Below are 23,252 nucleotides of genomic sequence, written 5' to 3' on the forward strand. Positions count from 1 at the left end.
GAAATTCTCCTACCCATTAGTATGCTTGCATTACTTGAGGGTTTTATCAATGGCCTTTCTAGTATAATTTAATTCGTATAAGAATTTTTCCGCGAGGGCGCCGCGGAGTTTTCAGCCGCTTACCTGCGCTTGGGAACATTGAAAATGGAGGATGTAATGGGCGAGAGTTTTGAAAACCCGCATATCGCTTTAGCGATGGGCAAGGTAACCACTCTTGAAATCAATCGGCCGGAGAAGCGAAACGCCGTGAATGCGGCGATGTGGAAATCCCTATTGGCGGCCTGTGATCGGATCGCCAGAAATCCCGAAATGAAAGTTCTTCTCCTCAAAGGACGCGGTCATCATTTCTGTAGTGGTGCAGACATTTCGGAATTTTCCGATGCGTACGGAACGGACGCGTCGGCCGAAAGCTATAATCGCGACTACAGAGCGGTCGAAACGGCCTTGCGCCATCTCGGGGTTCCTGTGATCGGGGAAATACGGGGAGCTTGCTTCGGCGGCGGCCTGGGACTGGCACTTTCGGCCGATTTCCGGTTCTGTGACCGCTCCGCGATGTTTGCGGTGACCGCCTCCAAGCTGGGGATCGCGTATAGCGCGGAAGATACTGCGCGTGTTATCGAGAAGATCGGCCCTGTGCGAGCGAAGGACATGCTATTCTCCGCGAGGACCATCGGCGCCGAAGAGGCGCTCACGTGGAATCTCGTGGACCGCGTTTTCTCAAAGGATGATCTCGAGGCCGGGGTCAGGGACTACGCGGGCACACTCGCTACGCGCTCGAGAGCTTCACTGAGGGCGATAAAGAAGATAGTGAACGCCCTTGTCGAGCCTGACATGGCAGTTTGCGACAACCTGAGGCCGACCTACTCGGAACTCTTCCGAGGTCCTGACATCGTGGAGGGTGCTAGGGCGTTTATGGAAAAGCGCGAGCCGAACTTCGAATAGCCCCATGCAGTGGAAGCTGGGTTGCACTCGCACCTTGCAAACCAAATTCTACTCTACGGGATGACTTTCCCTGGGTTCATGCTGCCCTTCGGATCAAGCGCTGTCTTCAATTTTCTCATCAACGCGATCTTGCCCGGGTCCCCAAATTCGGCAAGCAGCTCAAGCTTGGACCGTCCGATGCCGTATTCAGCGCTAAAAGAGCCGCCCATCCGCGCAGCGAGGCTGTAGATCAGCGGCGAGACCGATTGCTCGAAGTTTTCCTTAAACTCCGCCGGCTGCGCGCTATGAGGCGGGACCACATTGAAGTGGACGTTGCCGTCGCCGACGTGCCCATACACGGACAGGATCGCCTGACTGCAACGCGATTTGACAATGTCGGACGCCTCGGTGATGAAAGCAGCCAGCCGCGAGGTGCGCACGGAAACATCGTGCTTCACCGATCCGCCATTCAGGACCTCGCCTTCCGGTATGTTCTCCCTCAGATGCCAAAAATGGCTACGATGCTCCTCATTTGCCGCAACCGCGCCGTCGATGACCAGTCCATCGGAAATCGCTTCCTCCAGCAAGGCTTCAGCCGCACCCTGGAGGTCGAGCAGATGCGACGATGTGGCAGCTTCGAGCAGTACGTAGTGATCGCTAGGCTCCTCAAGAGGCCTACGGAGGCTTGGCCGCTTGCTGAGAAGCAAATCGAGCGAGCTGTTCGAAACGTATTCGAACGATGTCACCGCGTCTCCGGTAAAGCGCTGCGCGCGATCTAGGAGCGTCGAAAGAACCGAAATTTCGCTAATTGCCAGGAAAGCGGTGACCACGGCTCTCGGCTTGCGAACAAGCTTCAGTGAAGCTCCTGTGATGATCCCGAGCGTCCCCTCGCCCCCAATGAACAATTGCTTCACGTCATAGCCGGCATTGTTCTTACGCAGCGGGTTCAGATCACTCAGAAGGCTGCCGTCCGGCAACACGGCCTCCAACCCAAGAACGAGTTCCCGGGCCATGCCGTATTTTACGACGGCTATCCCGCCCGCATTGGTCGAAAGGTTGCCTCCAATCTGGCAAGAGTGCTGTGACCCGAGACTGAGCGGCAACATAAGGTCATTTTCCGAGGCGACATCATGTAGGTCGCTGAGGATGCAGCCCGCGTCGACGGTCATCGAGAGGTTCCCGGCATCGACCTCCCGAATCTTGTTGAGGCGTTCAAGACTGACGACGACTTCGCTGCCGTCACGGTTCGGCGTGGCGGCGGTACAGTAGCTGGTGTTGCCGCCTTGCGGTACGACAGGAACACCGTGTGCAGCAAGAGTTCGAACGACAAGCTGCACCTCCGCCACTGACCTCGGACGCAGCACAGCCAACGTACGGCCGACATATAGGTGGCGGAAATCAGTCGTATACTTCGAAACGATGTCCTGATCCCAGACAACAATGTCGGCCGGAAGGTTGGAAAGGGCTTTTTCGGCGGAGGTCATCGGTGCTCACTCGGAGGTTATGCGTCGGTTTCGACATTAACGGCGCACCACTCAGGGCACGACGACGAGCTTGCCCACGTGGTTACGCTTGACCAATTCGGTCTGGGCCTGTGCCAGATCCTTCAATTGATAAGTCCTTTCGATGAGCGGCTTCAGTCGACCGGCGGCCACATGATCGATCACTGATTTGAAGGTCTCCGGCGTCGGGCATGTGATCCCGAACAGCTCCAGATCCTTGTATATCAAGTCGCGGAGGTCGATAGACTGGATCGGCCCTGCGATAGCGCCCGCGGTCGAATATCTACCGCCTCGGCATAGCAGCTTCAGACTATCCGTGAAGAACGGGCCGCCCACGACGTCAGCAACAACATGGACAGCCCTCTCGCCTACGAGCTTTTCGATCGCTTCTCGCGGGTTGGGGTTTTCGCGTGCAACGAAGTGGTGTGCGCCAAGAGCCTTCAGGCGTTCCTCCTTCGCCGCTCCGGCAATCGCGATCACGGTGGCTCCGCGGATCAGCGATAGTTGCACCAACGCGGTCCCCACACCGCCTGCAGCACCCGTGACAACCACGGTCTCGCCATCTCCTAGACGCGCGCGGACGAGCATTTCCTCGGCGGTGTCATAGGATGTCGGAAATGTCGCGAGTTCGGCGTCGGTCAGACTCGACTGAATGGTATACGCGTTTTCCGCGGGAACCACCGTGTATTCCGCGAAACCGCCGTCGCGCTCGCCGCCGAGATACGCTACCAGCTGCGCCCGCTCGGGTAGCGAGAGGTCCCGGACTTGGGGATCGACGATCACCCTCTGGCCGATGCGCGATCTGTCGACGGCTCCGCCGACCGCAGCTATCATGCCAACAACAGCTGCACCCTGAATCCGCGGAAAAACGATGGTTTCCTCTTTCCATGTCCCGCTCGTCTCGGCGTCTTTCTTGTTAGGGTCGCCAGCGCCCTTCAATCCGACATCCTCAGAAAGGCTTTCGTTGACATCGCGGTCGTACCAGCGAGTCCTGAGATTGATGTCCGTGTTGTTCATCCCGCAAGCGCCGACCCGAACGAGCACTTCGCCATCCCGTGGCGTAGGCACCGAAACGTCATCCCGGTAACAAAGTTTATCGATCCCGCCGAAGCCGGTGAGGAGGACAGCTCGCATTTTGTCCGGAACAGCCTGTTTTGTGTCCATTGTCGATCTCCTGGTACGTGAGTGCGCCATTGGCGCTATGTAATTTTAAAACGCAGGCGTATTATCGCTGGCTTTGCTGCCAGCGGGGATGAACCCAGTACGGCTCGTTTGACGGGCTAAGCGGTGGTCGCCCGAGGCAAAAATCGGCAGCGCGATCACCGATCATGATTGCTGAGGCATTCAGATTTGAGGTCACCACCACGGGCATAATCGACGCATCTGCAACGCGTAGACCTTCTATCCCACGCACTTTAAGGTCCGGACCGATGACTGCGCTTGGGTCGTCCACCCGGCCCATCTTGCAGGTCCCCGAAATGTGATAGGCGGTGGTGGCCCTCCGGCGGATCCACTCGTCGAGTGCTTCCTTACTCGTTACAGCCTCGCCTGGATCAATTTCAACACCCCGGTATGGATCGAACGCCCGGGAGGCAACAAGTTCGCGGACCAGCGCGATCCCCTCGCGGAATGTCTGCATGTCCCGTTCGTCGGTCAGATAGTTGAAGTGCAACGACGGCGCAGCCCCCGGATCCGCAGAACGGAGAAGGACATCCCCGCGAGCATATGAGGTTTCTGCGGTGCAGTGGATTTGAAATGCCTCGACGGGGTATGGCTTGAAGTTGCCGTGCGAGATACTCAGCGGGAAGAATTCGAACTTGAGGTTCGGCTTTGATATACCCTTCCGGCTGCGCAGATATGCAGTGACCTCGAATTGGTTGCTGGCCGCCACGCCCCCCTTAAAGAGAAACCAATTCATGCCGACAAAAGCCTTTCGCGGCCACTCGGTGCTGCGCTTCAAACTAACTGGTTTCTTGCACGAGAACTGGATCGGCAGATCGAGATGATCCTGGAGATTCGCGCCGACACCCTTCAGGTCATGGACGACAGAAATCCCATGCCTCCGTAGTTCGTCGGCCGGGCCAACGCCGGAAAGCTTGAGGATGTGGGGACTACCAACACCTCCAGCCGAAAGTATGATTTCCCGCCGCGAATGATATACGATCGTCTTGTCCGAGGTTTGGCATTTGACCGCCGTCGCTCGACGTCCTTCGAGTATAATTCTTTCGACGAGTGTTTTTGACGCAATGGTAAGGTTGGGACGCTCGCGCACCGCCGGAGAAAGAAATGCTGCAGCCGCCGAGTTGCGCTGCCCGTCTACAATCGTTTGTTCCGCGATTGCGAAGCCTTCATGCTGCGGTCCGTTTGAGTCGTCCGATATAGGATACCCGATCTCCTTACCAGCAGCCAGAAAAGCGAGGTTCAGCGGGTTTCGTGATTGCGGCCTCGTGACCTTTAAGGGGCCCTTCCTTCCACGATAGCGATCGTCGCCACTCTCTGCTTTTTCCATGCGCATGAAGTACGGCAGAACATCGGCGTATCCCCAACCGCTACAGCCATGCTCATCGCGCCATTCGTCATAATCCTGAGGGTTTCCGCGGGTATAGACCATCCCGTTGATCGCGGAGGAACCACCCAGCACGCGTCCGCGGGGATGGGCGATTGAGCGCCCCCCGAGCCCCGCCTCCGCCGCGGATTCGAATGCCCAGTTATACTTCGTCGATGTCAAGAGCCCGTCAATCGCCAAAGGCATCCTTACCTGCCAAGGGTTCGCGTCCGGGCCGGCTTCAATCAGGAGGACTGTTGAGGCTCTATCCTCGCTCAATCTGGCCGCGAGGGCGCAACCAGCAGATCCACCCCCAACTACGATGAAATCGAACTCCCGATCCATAGCACCGCCACTCCTAACAAAATAAATCCTCCCACCAGAAGCGCAGTCAAGACGCAGAAAAAACCGATGAGTATGTAATTAGCCCATCTAGTATAGTCCGGCCGGGCGCGTCAAGCGATCTGTGGTCCGCTCAACGCCTAAACTCGCCTGCGGCAGCACCTTTGTCCCTTTAGGGTGCCAGTTGATGTGTGACTGCCTTTGAGGCGGAGCGCTGCTTCAAGATGCCCGACAGCCAACCGATCTCCATCTTGGGGACGGATGAGAGCAGAAGCTCCGTATAGGGATGACAGGGCGGCGCTAGCACCTTCGTCTTCAGTCCCTGATCTACAATCCTGCCCGACTTCATGACAACAACGTCGTCGGCAATCGCGCGCACGGTATTGATGTCGTGCGTGATGAACATGTAGGTGACTCCGAGCCGCGCCTGCAGATCGGCTAGAAGCTTCAGAATACCCTCTTGAACAACCTGATCGAGTGCTGACGTAACCTCGTCACAAATAATGAGCTCCGGTTCGGCGGCGAGCGCTCGCGCAATGCAGATGCGCTGCTTCTGCCCACCCGACAACTCCGAGGGTAGTCGATCGTAGAAGGTCTCGTTCAGTTCGATCAGCTCGAGGAGGCGGACTGTTTCAGCAACAAGCGCGTCGCCCTTGAGATTCTTGAACAAGCGTACCGCACGCGAGACGATCTCTCCGACCGTGTGGCGTGGGTTCAACGCCGTATCGGGGATCTGATGAACGAGCTGGATCTTCTTCAGGATGCTCTTGTCCCGATTGCGCAGACTTTCCGGGAGTTGTTTGCCGTTATAAATCACAGAACCGCTGGTCGGAGGCAGCAACCCGGCGATAGAACGAGCGAGAGTCGATTTACCTGAACCAGACTCGCCCACGACGCATATCGTGCGCCCTCGCGGCAGTTCGACGTTGATATCGCTTAACACTTTGTGCGTGCCGTAAGCGGCGGAGAGGCCTTCCACCCGCAGCAAAACCTCGTCACTTCCCTGGGGCTCTTTGTAAAGGTTTCGGACGGCCCACAAGGACTTGGTGTATTCTTCTTTAGGCTCGCTGATCATCTTTTCGGTCGCCGCTTCCTCGACGGTCTTGCCATAGCGCAGTACCTTGATGCGGTCCGCCATTTGCGCGACCACGGCAAGATCGTGCGTGATATAGAGTGCCGCCGTATGGTGCCGCTCAACCAGCGATCGTATTGAAGCCAATACCTCGACCTGCGTTGTTACGTCGAGCGCCGTCGTCGGTTCATCGAAGATTATTAGGTCCGGTTTGCAGATCATCGACATAGCGGTCATGATCCGCTGCAGCTGGCCACCGGAGACCTGATGGGGATACCGATAGCCTATATGCTCGGGGTCCGGGAGCTGAAGTTCGCGATACAGCTCAATGGCATCTGCCTCGGCTTCGCGTCGCGATTTTATACCTTTTCGGACCGCAGCTTCGACCGTTTGATCGATGAGCCGCTTGGCGGGGTTGAAGGCAGCCGCGGCGCTTTGAGCGACGTAGGCAATACGATTGCCCCGCAGTTCTCGAAGACGTCTATCGGAACAGCTAGCCAGATCTTCACCATCGAATAGGACCTCGCCGCCGACGATTTTACAGCCGGGCTTTGCGTAGCCCATAGCGGCCAGACCTAGCGAGGACTTTCCCGCGCCGGACTCCCCGATCAGGCCAACGATCTCACCGCGCTTGACGACAAGATCGACGCCTTTGACGATCTCATGCCAGACGTCGTTGCTGAAACCATTGATTTTCAGATCTCTCATCTCGAGAAGATTGCCGCCCTTGCGGCGGGCGTCGATGCCGCGTGTTTCAGTGCCCATCTTTAATTCCGCTCAGATTAGTTAGAAACCAGTCGACAACGAAGTTCACGGCAACCGTTAGGAGACCGATCGCTGCTGCCGGTAGAAGCGGTGTGATATCGCCGTAAGTGATCAGCGTTGCGTTCTCCCGGACCATCGAGCCCCAGTCGGCGGTAGGCGGCTGTATTCCTACCCCCAGGAAAGAGAGAGCGGAAATGGTCAGGAAAACGAAACAGAAGCGAAGGCCTGCTTCCGCGATCAAGGGAGGAAGGATGTTGGGTAGGATTTCGCGGAAGACAATCCATGTAGACCGTTCGCCGCGCAGGCGTGCGGCTTCGATAAATTCCAAGGAGGCAATTGACAGGCCGCTCGTGCGTGCCAGGCGGTAGAAGTTCGTCGAATCGAGAACCGCGATGATAAGAATGAGGCTCCACACGTTCGAGCCGAAAATCGCAAGGAGCATGAGCGAGAAGATCAGCCCTGGAATGGACAAGACAATGTCTACAGATCGGGAAAGAGCCTGATCGACCCATCCCTTGAGCAGCGCAGCTGTTACGCCGAGCGAGACGCCGAAAAAGAACGACAATGCCGTGGTTATTACCGCGATCCCGAGTGTGTTCCGCGCACCGTAAATGAGGCGCGTGAGGACGTCCCTGCCCAGTTGGTCAGTGCCAAGAACGAAATCGGAGCTCCAAGGTGCGAAGGGTTCCGGAAATACCTGCGCTTCGCCGTAGGGCGCGAGCTGGGGAGCGAAGAGCGCGGTTCCAGCGTATGCCAGGACTACGACAATGCCAAACCAGGCACTCAGTGGCGCGCGGCTGAGCGCTTTCCAGGCACGGCCTCGACGGCTGCGGCCCGGTTTGAAGCGCTTCCCTTGCGAAGTTGTGTTCTGAATAGTGCTCATCTTGGGTGCAGCAGCCTGGGATTGGTCAAGATCGTGATGAGATCTGTGACGAGATTGAGAAGAATGTAGGCGCTCGCGAAAATGAGCGTACATGCCTGAACCACCGGGATGTCGCGGGAGCGCACGGCATCAACTAGGAGCTGTCCGGCCCCGGGATAGACAAATACCACCTCCACGACAACGACGCCTGTGATGAGGTATGCCAAATTCACCGTTACGACGTAGGCGATCGGCCCCCAAGCGTTTGGCAGTGCGTGTCTAACGATAATCGAAAAAGGACTGATCCCTTTGAGATGAGCCATCTCAATGTAGGGGGTAGCCAAAAGGTTTATGATCGCGGCGCGGGTCATACGCATCATGTAGGCGACAGTCACCAGTCCGAGCGTCAACGCCGGAAGCGCACACATCCAAAGGCGATCGCTCAAGGCCATGCTGGGAGATACGTCGGCGAGTATGGGAAAAGCAGGAACGATGGCAAAAGCCCGTCCGAACCATTCCGACAGCCAAGCTGGAAGAGCCTGAGCCCAGCCGGTCATCGCGAAACTGTCACGCATTATCACTAAATAGGTGAGAATATAGGCCACGAAGAACTCCGGCACGGAGATCGCTGTAAGGGTCGTACTATTTAAAACCCGGTCAACCCAGCCATTCCGATAGTAGGCGCATAGCACACCGAGGAAGATGGCCAGGGGCACCGCCACGATGGCGACGAAGCTGGCAAGGAACATCGTGTTGAATAAACGCGGTGCGATCATTGCTGATACGTACCGCTTATTGTCGCCCCTACTTGTGAACGAAGCGCCAAAATTGCCGCGGACCGCCCCGCTGATCCAGGTCGTGTAGCGTTCGACGGCCGGACGGTCGAGGCCAAGGTCCCGTTCAAAAGCTGCGACAGTTTCAGGCGTGGCAGACTGGCCGAGCACAGCCGTCGCGTAATTGCCGGGCAATAGTGCCACCGAGCCGAAAATGATCACAGAGACAACGAAAAGCGACGCCACCGCCAAAACAAGACGGCGAGCTACGATCTCTACCAGGCGGCGGTATACGCCGTTCGCCCGCTCAGCTCGTGAGGCGGCCGGCGGGGGAGGATAGGCGTCCTCGAACGCCCCTGCCCTATGCTGGTCCATTGTCATCCACCTTTCCATATTTCACAGCCATATGAGGACCCGAAAGACGCTGCTGAGACAGTGTTGTCATCCCCACAGACCGCTTGACTCAACACACTCAGGATCTATGATGTACTCCACAGTATAAAAATTAACTCATCCGTACAAGGGGATTTTTGAATGCTAGACCTAACTCGTAGAACATTCATGCAAGGCGTGGCGGCTGCCGCGCTAGCCTCCTCGACCTATAGGACGGCGAAGGCCGCACCGAAACGCGGGGGGCATCTCCGTATAGGGCTCGCGGGTGGGTCCTCCCAGGACAACCTGGACCCCGCTAGTGTCGTTTACGATACAGCCTATCTTACGATGGCTACAGCCCGGAACACGCTTGTAAACGTTGAACCGAACGGCGATCTCACTCCCGCACTCGCGGTAAAGTGGGAGCCATCTGCGGATATCAAGCAGTGGACATTCGAGATCCGGGAGGGTGTTACCTTCCACAGCGGCAAGAAGCTGGAGGCAGACGACATCATTGCCTCCCTCAACTTGCATCGTGGCAAAGATACAACTTCTCCGGCAAAGTCACTCCTTGAACCGGTCAAGGATATCTCCAGCGACGGTCCCAATAAGATTGTCATAACTCTCGACGGACCGAACGTTGATTTCCCCGCGGTTCTCACTGACCTCCGGCTGGTGATCGTTCCCGCGAAAGACGGGAAAGCCGACAGACAGACAATGGACGGCACGGGAGCGTATGTCATCGAGAGTTTCGAGCCAGGTCAAAAGATCCGATTCAAGAGAAATCCCAGTTATTGGAATTCAGAGAATTCGGGTTTCTTCGATACCGCTGAAGTTATCGTGATCACCGACGCGGCGGCGCGTATGAACGCTCTGAGGTCCGGTCAAGTCGATGTGATCAATCTGGCAGACCTGACAACTCTGAACATGCTCAAGCGTGTACCGGGAATTAAAATCGAGGACGTGCCCAGCGGGCGCTTTTACATCTTCGGCATGATGTCGGACGCCGACCCGTACAAGGACAAGAATGTCAGGCAGGCCCTCAAATTTGCGATCAACCGCAAGGAGATGGTCGACAAAATTCTTCTTGGTCACGGCACGCTCGGTAACGACCAGCCGATCGACACCACACACAAGTATTTCGACAAGAGCCTCGTTCAGCGTGAATACGACCCCGACAAGGCGCGATTTTTGCTCAAGCAGGCGGGATTGAGCGAGCTAAAAGTATCGCTCAGCGTCGCGGAGGCTGCGTTTCCGGGAGCTGTCGCTGCCGGCTCACTCTACGCGGCATCGGCTGCGGGCGCGGGCATCACAATGGACGTCACCAGAGAACCCGACGACGGATATTTCGAGAACGTCTGGATGAAAAAACCGTTCACGGCCGACTATTGGACGAAACAGGCTTCGGCGGATGCGCAGTTCACGCAAGGCTATTTCCCAGACTCCCCGTTCAACGAGACGCATTTCAACAATAAGCGCTTCAACGACTTGCTGGTAGAAGCGCGCGCGACCTTGGACGAAGGAAAGCGCTCGGAGGTGTACAGCGAGATGCAACAGCTGATCCACGAGGAGAGCGGGGCCGTGATCCCCATGTTCGCGAACTATGTTTGGGCTACCAGGGCAAATGTCGCGCACCAGGAAACGCTTTCTACGAAGGGCGACCTGGACGGCTTCCGTTGCATTGAACGCTGGTGGTTTGTGTGATCTGAAACGGAAATGAGAACCGGTTGCCCGCTTTTTTCAGCAACCTTTTCGGGTGCACGTCAAAACGTCTCGATGGCGATTGCAGATAAAAGGGCTTCAATCCAGAAGGGCTTACACCGCGATGGTCGGAAAGGATATAGGCGAAGGCGATGAATAAGAGAATGTCTTCACCATCGAGCGGTACTTCTGGACGCTACGGTCGCCGCGTGTCCGCACGCCGCGCGCCTCAAGAGCTGGATCTGATGACGAGAAGGCCATCGGATGTAGAAAGCCGTAGCTGTAGGTCCAAAGGGACGTCCGCTCATCTGCATTTTGCCTCAAATCAGCAACGGATAATTTCGAGGTCATGTGGGTAAGGCCCTGACGTGAAGCAGGGCAATAATCACCACCAATCTTTCTGAAGGTGAAAAGTCGATGTCGGACTCGGACGAAGTCAGCAAAGCAATTGTTGAGCTGGAACGCTCATTGAATGAACGCTGGAGCACAGGAGATGCAAGGGGGTATCTCGATAACTACCATCAGAGCATCACTTACTTTGATCCAATCGTAGAAAACCTGATCGTCGGTCGGGACGCGGTGGTCGCTCACATTACGGGTCTCTACAAGAACCCGAATATCGTTCGCAGCGAATATCTCAACGAGCACGTCACGGTTAGCGACAACGACGATCTTGCCGTACTTGCCTACAATCTCAGGACTTTTGTTGCGGACGGAAACGGTGGCGAAAAGCTACTTCGTGCGTGGAATTCGACGGAAGTGTACCGCTTCATCGATGCTCGGTGGCGCATCGTACATTCGAACTGGGCGTTGACCCATTCGTTGAACTCCGCGTCCGCCTCCTAGCCGGTCGACACGGAGGACTCCTTACGACAGCCCATCGCAAGTCAAGCGGCGGCCGTTTGCTTTCAACCGTTTCAGCTCAAATGGCCTGACTTGGCTCCCGTGTCAGCCATGTCGCGCGGAAGGTGTCTGAAAATTAGCGACGCAACACGCTCTTCATTCTTGCGGACGTGGTCGATCACGGCCTGTTTGGCACGCGCGACATCTCCCGCCTCTATAGCCTCCATGATCGGTTTGTGTTCGTCACGAACACCCGAAATGCGAACGAACTGGCTGTCCTTGAGTGACAAAAAGACAAGGTAGAAGCGCAACTCCCGGCACAGCTGCGCATAAAACTGGCCAATGCGCGGGCTGTTAAGCAGCGAAACGATAGACGAGTGGAACTCAAGATCATTGCGCACGATCGTGCCGACATCCTGTGTCGCGACGGAATCGATGAAGGTGTCATATGCTTGGCGGACCTTCGCGATACTCGCCTTATCGGCAAGGTGCTCAACAGCACTACTTTCGAGGACGAGCCGCGCGCTGTACAGACTGGAGAGACTCTCGCGGGTCGGAGAGATCGCCACGACACCTCGATTTATCTCGAGCTTCACGAGGCCGGCAAATTCCAGCAAACGTATCGCTTCTCGGATGGTATTCCGTGCCACGCCCAGTTCAGAAGCAATCGCCGCCTCCCTTAGGCGTTGACCCGGCATGACCTTTCCCGAAAGGATGAGGTCCGACAGGCCATCGGCAACCTGCTGCGCAGCGGTCGTCTTCCGGATAACAATGTCCGCGACACTAAGGTCGCCCGCCTGAGTGGGGCCGTTCATGAAGCTTTCCTCGCGAGCTGTGCTCGCACCGGTCGCGACCCGACCGACTGTATTACAATAGAGCATCCAGCTGTAAACCACCACAAGTGCGACAGCAAGTGGCGGGTGCCTCCCAACACCTGCCGGAACGGGGTTCAAGCCAGGTCGAGTTGCCCCGCGGCAAACATTTTCTCCAGGAGGGGGCGTTCTATCTTCCCCGTCACGTTCCTCGGAAATTCATCGGTCGAGATGAACCTGTAGTACTTTGGAACCTTCCATTTCGTAATCTGCCGGGTGCAGAACTCATTGAGTTCCTGCACTGAGATCGCCTCCCCGTCATGCGTCGCGATGTATGCCGCTGGAACCTCCGACCACTTTTCGTCGGGTACACGGATCACCTGAACCTCCGAGATGTTCGGATGCCTGAGCAGCACATGCTCAACTTCTGCCGGGTAGATGCTTTCTCCGCCGGATTTGATCATGTACTTGCTGCGGCCGAGGAAGTCGTATGTGCCGTCTTCATAAAGCACGCAGACGTCGCCGGAATGATACCAGCCGTCGCGCATTGTTTCATTTGTCGCCTTATCGTTGTTCCAGTAGCCGCTGAACAACGTCGGTGTTCGGTAAAGGATTTCGCCGGGAGTGCCGCACGGGCAATCCTTGCCTTCGGCGTCGACAATCCGCATGCGGGAAAACGTGGACTGCACTTTGCGGAAGGACACCCGCGTCTTGGAGAGGTCGAGCGTCCCGAATGCGCTCGGAACGGTTCCGACTTCCGTCGTCCCGAACGTATTGAAGTAGCCAGCGCCGGTCACCTCGGTAATGTTCTGCAAGGAGTGGACAGGAGACAGGTCAGCCATGCAGCCGACGTATTTGACGCCCGCGACAGGTTTGCCTGTGGCTTTGATCGCTTCGGCGACGTCGTCGAGGACCCCGGGGACCAGAAAGAGCCAGCCAATCTTCTCGCGTACGCAGAAGTCCGCAATGGCGCCGGCGTCGAAGCGCGGGGTCATGAAGACCTTGCCGCCACGGACATGCGTGATCAACACGTAGTCAGAGCACGACATGTGGAAGAGCGGATGCCACGCCACGTAGTGATCGTGTTCCGTCAGGTGGAGTTCGGCACACATAATTCCCGCACGGGCCATGATGGCACGATGAGAAAGCGCAGCGCCCTTCGGCGCACCCGTCGTGCCACTCGTATACACGATCACCAGGACTTGCTCGGGATCGACATCGATACGGGGATCGTGTTTTTTGACGTTCCGGAGCGAGCCGCTAAGCTGTGGCTTCGCTCCGCCGAAATCATTACGCTCCCATACGATGATTTCGGGCTTCCTCATCTCGGCCGGATAATGCGGCATGGCTTCGCGCAGCAGCGGTTCGAGCGATGCAGAAACAAAGACAAAGCGCGGCGCGATGACAGAAATCGACCTCGCTACCTCTGGCGCGGCCAAGCGATAGTTGCAGCCCGCAACAGCTACGCCTGTCTTTGCCGCACCGTAGATCAACGAAAGGTAATCCAGTGTGTTTTCCGACAGGACGACGATCGCCTCCCCGTATTCGATGCCGAGATCGAGGAGCGACCATGCGCACTGGTTGGCTAACGCGTTGAGTTCCCCGTAGGCAAAATCATGCCCGAGATATTCCAGCGCCGTCCATTGCGGCGTTACCATAACCCGTGTTTCAAGCACGTCCCCAAGGCTGATAGCTGAACCCTGGGCGAGCAGCTTTTTCGTATCATCGGTAAACATGGCCTCTTCCTTTCCCGGTAGTCCTCAATGTCGGCAACGATTGAACTTTTCTCGAAGGGCGGTGCAATGCGGCGTCGCTAGCTGGTCTCAGCGTGACCTCGAAGTGATGGCCACACAGGATTGCGGCGCTCGACGAAAGCCTTCAATCCCTCCACCGCGTCGGGCGACGCATTCGCACTTATCATCGCGTCGCGGCTGAAGGCTGGGAGGTCGCTGTTGAGGCAGTTCTTGTAGATCGCGCGGCTGGTGGGCGCGGTTTTTTGAATCTGCCGCACCAAAGATTGCGCCTCCTGCGTGATGAGATCATGGGGGACGACCCTGTTGACGAGCGAGATATCGAGCGCGCCTACCGCAGACAGCCTCTCGGCCGTGTACATCATCCACCGTGCGGTCGGTAACCCCACAGCCCGGGCGAGCCGGAGCGGCGCGTAAGGATCGGCAAGACCCACCTTCCCCTCCGGAACACAGAAGTCCGCACGGTCACTCGCGATCGAAATATCTGCGCTCAGCACGATACTGAGGCCACCCGCATGGCAGTATCCGTTCACCACCGCGACGACAGTCTTGGGCGTGCTCTCCATTGCTTGAAAAAGCCGCAGCGACGCATCCGCGAACCTCTGGATGACGAGCCTGCCCGGCAATGCGCCCTTCGCCTGCTCGGTCTGAATTTCCTTGAGATTCCCTCCGGTGCAGAACGCACGTCCTGATCCGGTGATCGCAATCACGTCGAGAGTGTCATCAGCGCTTGCCTCGATAATCGCATCTGCAAGCCCGTTGTATTCAGCAAGTCCAAGGCAGTTCATCTTTTCCGGATTGCTCAAGGTCAGCCAGAGCGCGCCGTCGTCGATATGTTTCTGAATATGCATCTTGAATCCGTCCAACTTCATTGCAGGCGATTGCCGTATTTTGCGTCAATCCCGCCAGGTGTCGCAGATCTCGCTCAGCGTCATGAAGGCGACGCCATCCTTCGATTTCATGTAGTCGATCAACCGGCGGAACATGAGGAAGTTCGAGGCGCGTCCGATCGTCTGGGGGTGGACCGTCAACGCCATGATTGCGTTAGGAACCTCTTCGTAGGCGAAATCAAAGTGATCCTTCCAGCGCTGATATGTGACCTCGGTGCTCGCGAGACCGGGGTTGATCCGGGACACGTATTCAAGAGCCGGGAAGTCATCCAAATACCAGGACACGGGGATCTCGATGATCGGACTGGGCTCGCCAAACACATGAGGCCCGTCTTCGCTCCTGTTCAGCGGCCGCGGCCGGTAAGCCTCAAAATCCCGCCCCATCAGTGAGGAGTCCCAGTCGAACCCGTACTCTTCCAGCAAAGCCAGTGTATTCGGACTGAAATCCCAGGAGGGGGATCGATATCCCCGCGGTTCGCGCCCTATGAACTGTTTGTGGAGCTTCATCTGCTGATCCAAGAGGCGTCGTTCTTCCGCCACCTCAAGCGCACCGATGCGTTCATGCCGGCAGCCGTGGGCCGCGATCTCGTGGCCGTCGGAAAGTATCTGCTCAATGCTGCCCGGAAAGGTTTCCATAGTGTGGGTCGGCGTGCACCACGTGGTCTGGATATCGTTCCTGCGGAACAGGTTCAGCAAGCGTGGCGTTGCGACGTCTGCGCAGAACTCGCCTCGGGAAAGGTAGGACGGAGAGGAAAACCCAAAGGATCCCTCCCACACCGTGTGGGCGTCGAAGTCAACGCCGAGACTGACGGCGATACGCGTGCCTGGCTGATGAACGATTGGCATTTTTTTACCTACCCGACGTTCATGCGTCGATTTCGATTTCGTCGTCGGCTGCCCGGGAGACACAGATCATCATGTAATCGCCCGCTTCCCGCTCGGAGGCGCTCAGGACCGCATCACGGTGATCGACCCTGCCGCGGAGCACGCGTGTCTCACATGTCCCGCAGGTGCCTTCACGACAGGATGACGGCGGCTGCATCCCTTCACGCGCCATTGCGTCGAGGATTGTCTCGTTTGCAGCGACAAGAATTGACTTGCCGCTATCGCGCAGGTGGACCGTAAACGGTTTGTTCGCGCTGGCGTCTATTTCGACAGGACTGAAACGTTCCAGATGGAGGGTGCCGGCCTGCCAACCGTCCGACAGGCCAATAAGCGCGTTGAGCAGTCCCTCCGGGCCGCACGCGTAAACATGATAGCCCGGTTTTATCTCGCCGGTGATTGCCCGCAGATCGAGCATTCCCGCCTCGTCTTCGGGTACGACAGTGATTCGATCACCGTAGGCCGCCAGGTCGACCAGGTATGCCATCGAGGTGCGGCTACGGCCTCCGTAGTAAAGGGTCCACGGCTTTCCTTGGGCTTCTGCCTCGGTGATCATCGGCAGCATCGGTGTGATGCCAATGCCTCCCGCTATGAAGATGTAGCCATTGGCGTTCTCGAGGGGAAAGTGATTGCGTAAACCTGTCGAGCGCAGGACCGACCCGGGCTTTACGTCGTCATGGATGTGCCTGGATCCTCCCCGGCTTTGCCGCGCCTTGAGGACGGCGATTCGCCAGGTCGCGTCGTCATCCACGCGACCGCAAAGCGAATACTGCCGTTCAAGCCCCTTTTGCAGCTCCAGCGAGATGTGGGAGCCCGGAAACCATTTCGGCAGTGGCGCTCCGTCCGATCTGGCGAGGATAATTTCGACCACGTCATCCGCCATCACCCGGGTCGCGACGACGCGTAGATCGAACGAAACGGCTTCGCTCATCAGCGGCTTCCTTTCCGTCAATGCTAGACGATGCGTGAGACGCCTTCGCGCGGGGTGCTTCCGTTGCGCTTCAGCTTGAAAAACGCGTACGGATTGTCGACGAACATTTTCGTACGCAGACGTTCCGGCAGTTTTGAGTATGCGGTCAGCGGATCATCGGTGTCCCAGTGCGGATAGTCGCTGCTGAACACCAGCAGCTGCTCGGCGTTGATGATTTCGAACAGCTTCTCAAGATGCGATCCGCGACGAGGTTCATACATCGGCTGGCTCGCCAGTCGGACACGCTCCATCACGTATTCACTTGGAAGTTTGGTAACCCATGGGATCTCGGCCCGAACCCCCTTCCACTTCTGATCCATCCGCCAGAGGATCTCGACCAGCCAGGCATAACCCTGCTCCTGGAACAGAACGTTGATGTTCGGGAAACGATCGAAGACACCTTCAGCGACGAGACTGACGAGATTTGTCTGTGCGGACTGGCCGAAAAGAGCGTGATACTCGAAATAGTAGGAGGGAGCCCCCACCGCGAACATGTTGTCGTTGGCGCCTGCCCCCTCGCTGCCTGGATGATTGGCGACGACAAGCCCATACTCGTTCGCAGCTTCATAAATAGGGTAGAAGTGGCGCTTGCCCATCGAAATACCGGAGATCGACGGAATGAAGACCTGTACCATGCGGGGATCCTTGCCCCACTTGTGGATCTCTTTCGCAGCGCCGAGCGGGTCTCTCGGACTAACGACGATCGAACCGATCCAACGCGGATCGCTTGCGAACCATTCTTGTGCCTGCCACTCGTTGATGGCCCCTGCAATAGCGGTCGCCATGTCCGCGTCAGGGAAGCCGCCAAGCTGAAGAGCGGGCCCCGGTGTGATGACGGCACCTGCAAGATCGTTCACATCGAGGAAGTCGCGGTTCATCATTTCCGGGGCCGAACCTGGAACTCCACCGCCGGGGGGCATAGTTTCGGGCCGCATAGTGCCGTGCGGATTGATGTATGGCTGCGTCGGTATGGTAACTTGGTTTCCGTTTACCCGGGAGCCCCAGTCCGACATCGTGTCCAACCCGAGACGGCGGATCCAGGCACTTGAAAGGTAGGGTTTGAGGCTGCGAAGTCCATCCGCCACGTTGGGGTGAACATCAGAGTCGATGGCCCAACTGGTCATCAGGGTCCCGCTTTCGACCTGAGCATTATTCAGCACGTTCATTTCGTTCTCCCATAACTAACAGGCGTCTCAGTCCGGAATCTCAACCAGGATTTTCCCGTCGGTTTCCTGAACTGGAAATTTCTCGAGCTTGAGGCGGGGATCAGCCAGGCAGGAGCCATCCCGCAGATCGAATTCCCAGTGATGCCAGGGGCATGTAAATACCCCGTCCTGATAGCCGAGCTCGATCTGGTGGGGACGTGAGGCAACCGTCGTCGGCTTAACTGGCTGAAGAAGCAGTTGAGCACCCGCATGCGGGCACCGGTTGCGGATGGCCACCAGGCGACCGTTGTAGCGGACCACGCCGATATCCCCTTTGTGATGACTGACCAGCCTATGCTGGCCCTCCCTCAGTTCCTCGGACGAACAAATCTGCTGCAAGGCCATAACCCCGTACCCTTGTTTTAGAAGACTGCGGCAACTGTAGTACAGTTGTAATGTAGGTCAACAAAAAAACAGGTTGCCGCTTTGATTTTCAGCGATTAGTTTTCACCCGCTTCTGACGCCGGGATCAAAACGTCGGCCGGCAATTTCGTCTCCTCGAGGATTTTCGCCAGCGTTCCATCCTTGCGCATCGTCGCGATCGCCGTGTTCAGTGCTTGCGTGAGCTCCGGATTATCCTTGGTGTGCACCACGTTGGTGCGGCCTTTAGTGTTGAAACTCTGGACAATCGGATGCGGTTTTGCCTCTACGGCACTGAGGCCGCTGTCAGGTGTCAGCGAGATCCGATAGTAGGCATTGAGCCCCCCGAGGAGCATCACCGGAAGACGCCCGCTTTTCACGTCGGCGAACGCCGCGTCCGCGCTGTCGTAAACCTTGAGGTTCGCTTTGCCCCACGTTTCCAGCTCTTTATTGAAATTGAAGCCCGTCACCGTCCCGAGCGTCTTACCGTCGTAACTATCGAGGTCCCCGCTCGGATTTTTGCCGACGAAAACGGCGGGGCTGTAGTAAATCGGGTGGGTGAGGCCAACCACCTTGCCTCGCTCTGGCGTCGGGTTCAAACCCGCTCCCCCAACGTCGGCCAGGCCGTTTCGGACGGACTCGACGATCCCGCCGAGCGGCAAAACCGTAACCTCGGGCTTCAGGCAATTGTCCTTGGCGAACCGATTGAAGAAGAGTCCTTCAAAGCCGCCCATCACGCCATCCTTGTAGGTGAAAAATGGAGGCATGTCCGGTGCCGCGATCTTCAATACTCCTGGCTCGATGGTTTTGAACGTCGAGACCGGCTCACAGTTTGCTTGCGCCGCGGCAGTGCCTGCGGCTACGAGAAAGGCAAGCCCGGCGACGGCAAAGCTCAGCGAATTGGCATTCTCTTGAATAATGCGCTTCATGATGTACTCCCAGTTGGTTTAACGGATTTGTCATCGGTCCCGGTTGGCTCCGGGGATGGTCTTTAGGGTTGTTTGGATTTGAACTCTCCGCCGCTGCTCAATCGGTTCACCAGGCGGGCGGAAGGAATGCAGATGATCGCGTAAAGAAGGCCCGCCATCGTCAGCACCTCCAGGAAGCGGAAATTATCCGCGGCAACCGAGTATGATCGGCTCATCAATTCGGGCACCGCAATCGTGTAGGCGAGCGCGGTACCCTGGAAGTAGCTGATGACATAGCCAAGCACAGGAGGCGTCACGATCCGAATAGTTTGCGGCAGGATCACACGGACGAAAGCGCTCGGCTTGCTCAGTCCAAGTGCGACTGAAGCCTCCCTCTGACCCATTGGGACCGCGAGCAATCCTGCTTTGAAGACGTCGGCGAGGAAGCCGCCCATACTTATGCCAAGTGCGATCGATGCAGACGGAATGGCATCCACGAGAACTTCGAACTGCGGCAGGCCGAAATACACGATGTAGAGCATGACAAGAGCGGGAATGCCCCGGCATATCTCCACCGCGACGAGGGCGAATACCCTGACCGGAATGCTGGTATTGAGGAGCCCAAGGGCTAACGTCAGGCCCAACGGGATACCGATCGCCACGACCCCGATGGTGACCTCAAGGCTGACAAGTAAGCCCGGCAACGCCTTGCTGAGGAAAAGAAGGAAAAGTTCCATTATGCCATCCCGAAACGTCGAGCCACCCAAGGGCTCGTAAAGCGACCAAGAAGGCCGATCGGCACGCTAACGGACATGTAGACGAGGCCGGCTGCGATAAAGACATTGAACGGGTCGGGTGCCGTTCTGCTGAGGCTGAGGGCGCGCTCGGTAACATCGCTTACACCGATGACCGAGACCACCGCCGAGTTCTTGAGCAGGGCGATGAAGTAGGTGATCGCCATCGGAAGCACGATGACGAAAACCTGCGGCGCAATGACGTTGCGGAATGCCTCGAACCGGGAAAGACCAAGCGCTTTGCCAGCTTCGATCTGCCCAGCCGGCATCGCTAGCCAGCCGGATCGGTAGAATTCCGCGATATAGGCCGAGCAGACCATTGTCAGACCGAAGACCGCAGCTGAAAAACTGGAGAAACGAAAGCCGATTTGGGGAAGCCCATAGAATATTAGGAAAAGCCACGTAATCGGCGGCACGCCCCGCACGACCGAGATATAGCTCGACGCTATTCCTCGAACGAACCTGTTTTCCGATAGGCGTGCCATAGAGACTGGCAGCGCTAGAAATGCCCCAAGCGTAAAACAGGTCAGCGCGACGAGAAACGTCATCGACAGGCCTTGGCCGATAAGGGGGAAATAAACCACCATCCCCGTCATCGGTCGAACACCATGCTCAGGAATTTCTGGGTCCGCTCGTTCACGGGCGAGCGCAATACCTGCCGCGGCTCTCCGAGCTCCACGGCCTTCCCATCCGCCATGAACATAATGCGATCGGCAACGTTCTCTGCGAACCGCATTTCGTGCGTCACGACGATCATGGTCATGCCTGAGTTGGCGAGTTCCCGCATGACTGCCAGGACCTCATGGCCAAGCTCCGGATCAAGAGCCGAAGTCGGCTCGTCGAAGAGCATCATTTCAGGATCCAGGGCAAGCGCGCGGGCGATCGCGATCCGCTGCTGTTGCCCGCCCGAACAACGCGCTGGCTTTGTATCGGCCTTGGATTCCAGGCCAACCCGCTTCAGCAGCTCCATACTTCTCGCTCGCGCATCGCGTTTCGATCTGCCGAGAGCCGACACCTGTGCCAGGTCGATGTTTTCGACCGCTGTTAGGTGCGGAAACAGGTTGAAAGACTGGAAGCACATTCCGATCTTGCGACGGAGCTTCAACAGATCCGAATTGGTGGGTGTCTTTCCCGCGTTGACGACCACCTCGCCATTGATCGTCAACGTGCCCGATGTTGGGGGCTGAAGGTAGTTGAAGCAACGCAGAAAGGTGCTTTTGCCCGAGCCGCTCGGCCCGATGATCGCAACGACCTCGCCCTTCCGCACCGACAAGTCGACTTGCTTGACCACTTCAAGATTGCCAAACGAGACGCTCATTGCTTTCGCGTCCGCCAAAACCGTTTCACCCTTGCCACCAGCGGTGACTTCGGCTTCCGCTCTCTTTAACGGAGTGACTACACCGTTGCGGTTTTTCATATGTTCCCCTTCTTGCGTTCAAGCTTTCAAGTCAGCTCACCGACAGGGCTGCGATGTCGCCACATTCAGCGATCGGCGTTGCCAAGGCGCATTTGCTCTGGTGGAATCAAACTTAAGATCCGCCCAACGCGTCTCACGCTCCAGGTGCGCCGAGAGCTTCAGAACTTCAGCGTCCGCGCCGAGGCGCCCGATCAATTGAACACCAACCGGCAGGCCGTCCGAATTGCGGAAGAGTGGAAGATTTGCTGCCGGTTGACCCGATGCGTTCATTAAAGCCAGAAACATCGTGTAGCGCGCCGCCTGTCGCCGGAAGGACCGAAAATCGGTTTCCATCGACAGCTCGCCCAATGGCAGCGGAGAGCGGGTGAGAGTGGGAGAAATCACAAAATCGTAGGACACCATTTGGGCGTCCAACGCGCGGCCAACGCGATGAAACGTGTTGATAGCGGCAACGTACCGCAACGCCGACAAATCATTGCCAATCAGAACGGCATCCCGAATGGCGGGTTCAAGCAGTCGCTTCCACCCGGCCTTAGGACTGGTCGCCAGAAAATCTTTTACGGACATGGCTGCGTTGGCGCACAGCACGTCGATTAGTGCTTCGACGAAGCCGGAATAGTCGAGCGGCGGAAGCGCTACTTCGACAACCTCGTGACCGAGAGAGATCAATGCACGCTCGGCAGCGTTGAGCGCTTCGATGCAGTCCAGGTCTATCGGGACATCATCCCAACCCTTGGCCCATTTTGCGATCCGGAGAGGGCGATCGAACGCCTTTTCCAGCTCGCTCAGGTAAGAGCGCGGCCTTGCGGGAGCGGCATAAGGAGCACCCGCCTCCATGCCTGCAATGCCATCAAGCGCCGCGGCACTATCGCGCACGGTGCGAGTGAGCACCCCGTGAACGGCTAGCCCCCCCCACCCCTCACCTTTCCTTGGCCCATGTGGTACGAGCCCACGTGACGTCTTCAGTCCGTAAATTCCACAGCAAGCCGCGGGGATGCGGATGGAGCCGCCGCCATCGCTACCGTGTGCGATCGGGACCACTCCGGTGGCGACAGCGACCGCGGCACCACCGCTTGATCCGCCTGCCGACCGCGTTGGATCCCACGGGTTACGGGTCGGACCTCCGTTTTGTAAGGCTTCAGTCGTTGGAGCCATGCACAGCTCCGGCACGGTTGTCCGGCCGAAACTGATGAACCCGTCATTCCGGAAACGATCTGCCAGGGTCGAATCTTCGGGTGAAACAGTGCCTGAAAATAGCCGCGATCCTATACTGCCACCATGGCTTCTGGCGGCAAGTCCGGAGTCTTTGAAGACGAACGGCAGTGCACCGAAAGTCCCGCGTAAGGTCGCGGTTCGAGCCTCGTTCAGCGCGGCCTCATGGCGGGGAAAGCAAAATGCATTGAGCAACGGGTCGACCGTGTTTGCCGCCTCAATTGCTTCCGTCATCAATTCAAGCGCCGAAACCTGGCCGGAATATAGCAGGTGAGCGAGTTCGAGACCGTCCCGCTTGGCGTACTGGTTGTCGAAAAAAGGCATTGCGGCGTCCCGTGGTTAAAGCCAATCCG

Annotated in this window: 21 protein-coding genes; 3 read left to right on the top strand and 18 right to left on the bottom strand. The window is 57.4% G+C overall.

Annotated features, from left to right (window positions below):
* The first annotated feature begins 156 nt into the window (after positions 1–156).
* Positions 157–942, top strand: a complete 786-nt coding sequence (locus HJB83_RS31110; RefSeq protein ID WP_221159731.1) for an enoyl-CoA hydratase/isomerase family protein — start codon at positions 157–159, stop codon at positions 940–942.
* Between the two features lie 53 nt (positions 943–995).
* Here the strand turns inward: HJB83_RS31110 and HJB83_RS31115 are convergent, their stop codons facing one another.
* The 6 genes from HJB83_RS31115 to HJB83_RS31140 form a co-directional block, all read right to left on the bottom strand.
* A complete protein-coding gene (locus tag HJB83_RS31115; RefSeq protein ID WP_221159732.1) occupies positions 996–2,405 on the bottom strand; it encodes an FAD-binding oxidoreductase in 1,410 nt (469 codons plus the stop codon).
* 51 nt (positions 2,406–2,456) lie between these two features.
* The gene (locus HJB83_RS31120; protein WP_221159733.1) at positions 2,457–3,587 is read right to left on the bottom strand and encodes an alcohol dehydrogenase family protein; all 1,131 of its coding nucleotides are present in this window, start codon (positions 3,585–3,587) and stop codon (positions 2,457–2,459) included.
* Positions 3,588–3,648: 61 nt separating this feature from the next.
* Positions 3,649–5,313, bottom strand: coding sequence for a choline dehydrogenase (locus HJB83_RS31125; protein ID WP_221159734.1), 1,665 nt, complete (start codon positions 5,311–5,313; stop codon positions 3,649–3,651).
* Between the two features lie 169 nt (positions 5,314–5,482).
* Positions 5,483–7,147, bottom strand: coding sequence for an ABC transporter ATP-binding protein (locus tag HJB83_RS31130; RefSeq protein ID WP_221159735.1), 1,665 nt, complete (start codon positions 7,145–7,147; stop codon positions 5,483–5,485).
* Positions 7,137–8,030 (bottom strand): ABC transporter permease, encoded by an 894-nt coding sequence (locus HJB83_RS31135; protein WP_221159736.1) that lies wholly within the window; start codon positions 8,028–8,030, stop codon positions 7,137–7,139. Before HJB83_RS31135 ends, HJB83_RS31130 begins: the two co-directional genes overlap by 11 nt.
* Positions 8,027–9,157 (bottom strand): ABC transporter permease, encoded by a 1,131-nt coding sequence (locus HJB83_RS31140; RefSeq protein WP_259671459.1) that lies wholly within the window; start codon positions 9,155–9,157, stop codon positions 8,027–8,029. Before HJB83_RS31140 ends, HJB83_RS31135 begins: the two co-directional genes overlap by 4 nt.
* 345 nt (positions 9,158–9,502) lie before the next feature.
* Between HJB83_RS31140 and HJB83_RS31145 the strand changes: the two genes are divergently transcribed.
* Positions 9,503–10,858 (top strand): ABC transporter substrate-binding protein, encoded by a 1,356-nt coding sequence (locus tag HJB83_RS31145; protein WP_259671452.1) that lies wholly within the window; start codon positions 9,503–9,505, stop codon positions 10,856–10,858.
* A 414-nt stretch (positions 10,859–11,272) separates the two neighbouring features.
* A complete protein-coding gene (locus HJB83_RS31150) occupies positions 11,273–11,701 on the top strand; it encodes a DUF4440 domain-containing protein (RefSeq protein WP_221159738.1) in 429 nt (142 codons plus the stop codon).
* Positions 11,702–11,772: 71 nt separating this feature from the next.
* Here the strand turns inward: HJB83_RS31150 and HJB83_RS31155 are convergent, their stop codons facing one another.
* The 12 genes from HJB83_RS31155 to HJB83_RS31210 form a co-directional block, all read right to left on the bottom strand.
* Positions 11,773–12,513, bottom strand: coding sequence for a GntR family transcriptional regulator (locus tag HJB83_RS31155; protein WP_221159739.1), 741 nt, complete (start codon positions 12,511–12,513; stop codon positions 11,773–11,775).
* A gap of 134 nt (positions 12,514–12,647) precedes the next feature.
* Complete coding sequence (locus HJB83_RS31160; protein WP_221159740.1) at positions 12,648–14,246, bottom strand: class I adenylate-forming enzyme family protein; 1,599 nt, start codon at positions 14,244–14,246, stop codon at positions 12,648–12,650.
* A gap of 77 nt (positions 14,247–14,323) precedes the next feature.
* Positions 14,324–15,133 (bottom strand): enoyl-CoA hydratase/isomerase family protein, encoded by an 810-nt coding sequence (locus HJB83_RS31165; RefSeq protein ID WP_259671453.1) that lies wholly within the window; start codon positions 15,131–15,133, stop codon positions 14,324–14,326.
* 24 nt (positions 15,134–15,157) lie between these two features.
* Complete coding sequence (locus HJB83_RS31170) at positions 15,158–15,997, bottom strand: polysaccharide deacetylase (protein WP_221159741.1); 840 nt, start codon at positions 15,995–15,997, stop codon at positions 15,158–15,160.
* Between the two features lie 19 nt (positions 15,998–16,016).
* Positions 16,017–16,964: a PDR/VanB family oxidoreductase gene (locus HJB83_RS31175; protein WP_221159742.1), complete on the bottom strand. Its 948-nt coding sequence runs from the start codon at positions 16,962–16,964 to the stop codon at positions 16,017–16,019.
* A 23-nt stretch (positions 16,965–16,987) separates the two neighbouring features.
* Positions 16,988–18,169 carry an amidohydrolase family protein gene (locus HJB83_RS31180; protein ID WP_221159743.1) on the bottom strand — a complete coding sequence of 394 codons (1,182 nt, stop codon included), beginning with the start codon at positions 18,167–18,169 and terminating at the stop codon, positions 16,988–16,990.
* A gap of 27 nt (positions 18,170–18,196) precedes the next feature.
* A complete protein-coding gene (locus HJB83_RS31185; RefSeq protein ID WP_221159744.1) occupies positions 18,197–18,553 on the bottom strand; it encodes a Rieske (2Fe-2S) protein in 357 nt (118 codons plus the stop codon).
* Between the two features lie 95 nt (positions 18,554–18,648).
* A complete protein-coding gene (locus HJB83_RS31190) occupies positions 18,649–19,497 on the bottom strand; it encodes an ABC transporter substrate-binding protein (protein WP_259671454.1) in 849 nt (282 codons plus the stop codon).
* Between the two features lie 62 nt (positions 19,498–19,559).
* Positions 19,560–20,213, bottom strand: coding sequence for an amino acid ABC transporter permease (locus tag HJB83_RS31195; RefSeq protein ID WP_221159745.1), 654 nt, complete (start codon positions 20,211–20,213; stop codon positions 19,560–19,562).
* Positions 20,213–20,866 carry an amino acid ABC transporter permease gene (locus tag HJB83_RS31200; protein ID WP_221159746.1) on the bottom strand — a complete coding sequence of 218 codons (654 nt, stop codon included), beginning with the start codon at positions 20,864–20,866 and terminating at the stop codon, positions 20,213–20,215. The genes HJB83_RS31195 and HJB83_RS31200 overlap by 1 nt, the downstream gene beginning before the upstream one ends.
* Complete coding sequence (locus HJB83_RS31205) at positions 20,863–21,687, bottom strand: amino acid ABC transporter ATP-binding protein (protein WP_311044502.1); 825 nt, start codon at positions 21,685–21,687, stop codon at positions 20,863–20,865. The genes HJB83_RS31200 and HJB83_RS31205 overlap by 4 nt, the downstream gene beginning before the upstream one ends.
* Before the next feature lie 36 nt (positions 21,688–21,723).
* Positions 21,724–23,223: an amidase gene (locus tag HJB83_RS31210; protein WP_221159747.1), complete on the bottom strand. Its 1,500-nt coding sequence runs from the start codon at positions 23,221–23,223 to the stop codon at positions 21,724–21,726.
* Between the last annotated feature and the right edge of the window lie 29 nt (positions 23,224–23,252).

It is taken from the genome of Rhizobium sp. NZLR11, assembly GCF_019685115.1.
GTDB lineage: Bacteria > Pseudomonadota > Alphaproteobacteria > Rhizobiales > Rhizobiaceae > Rhizobium.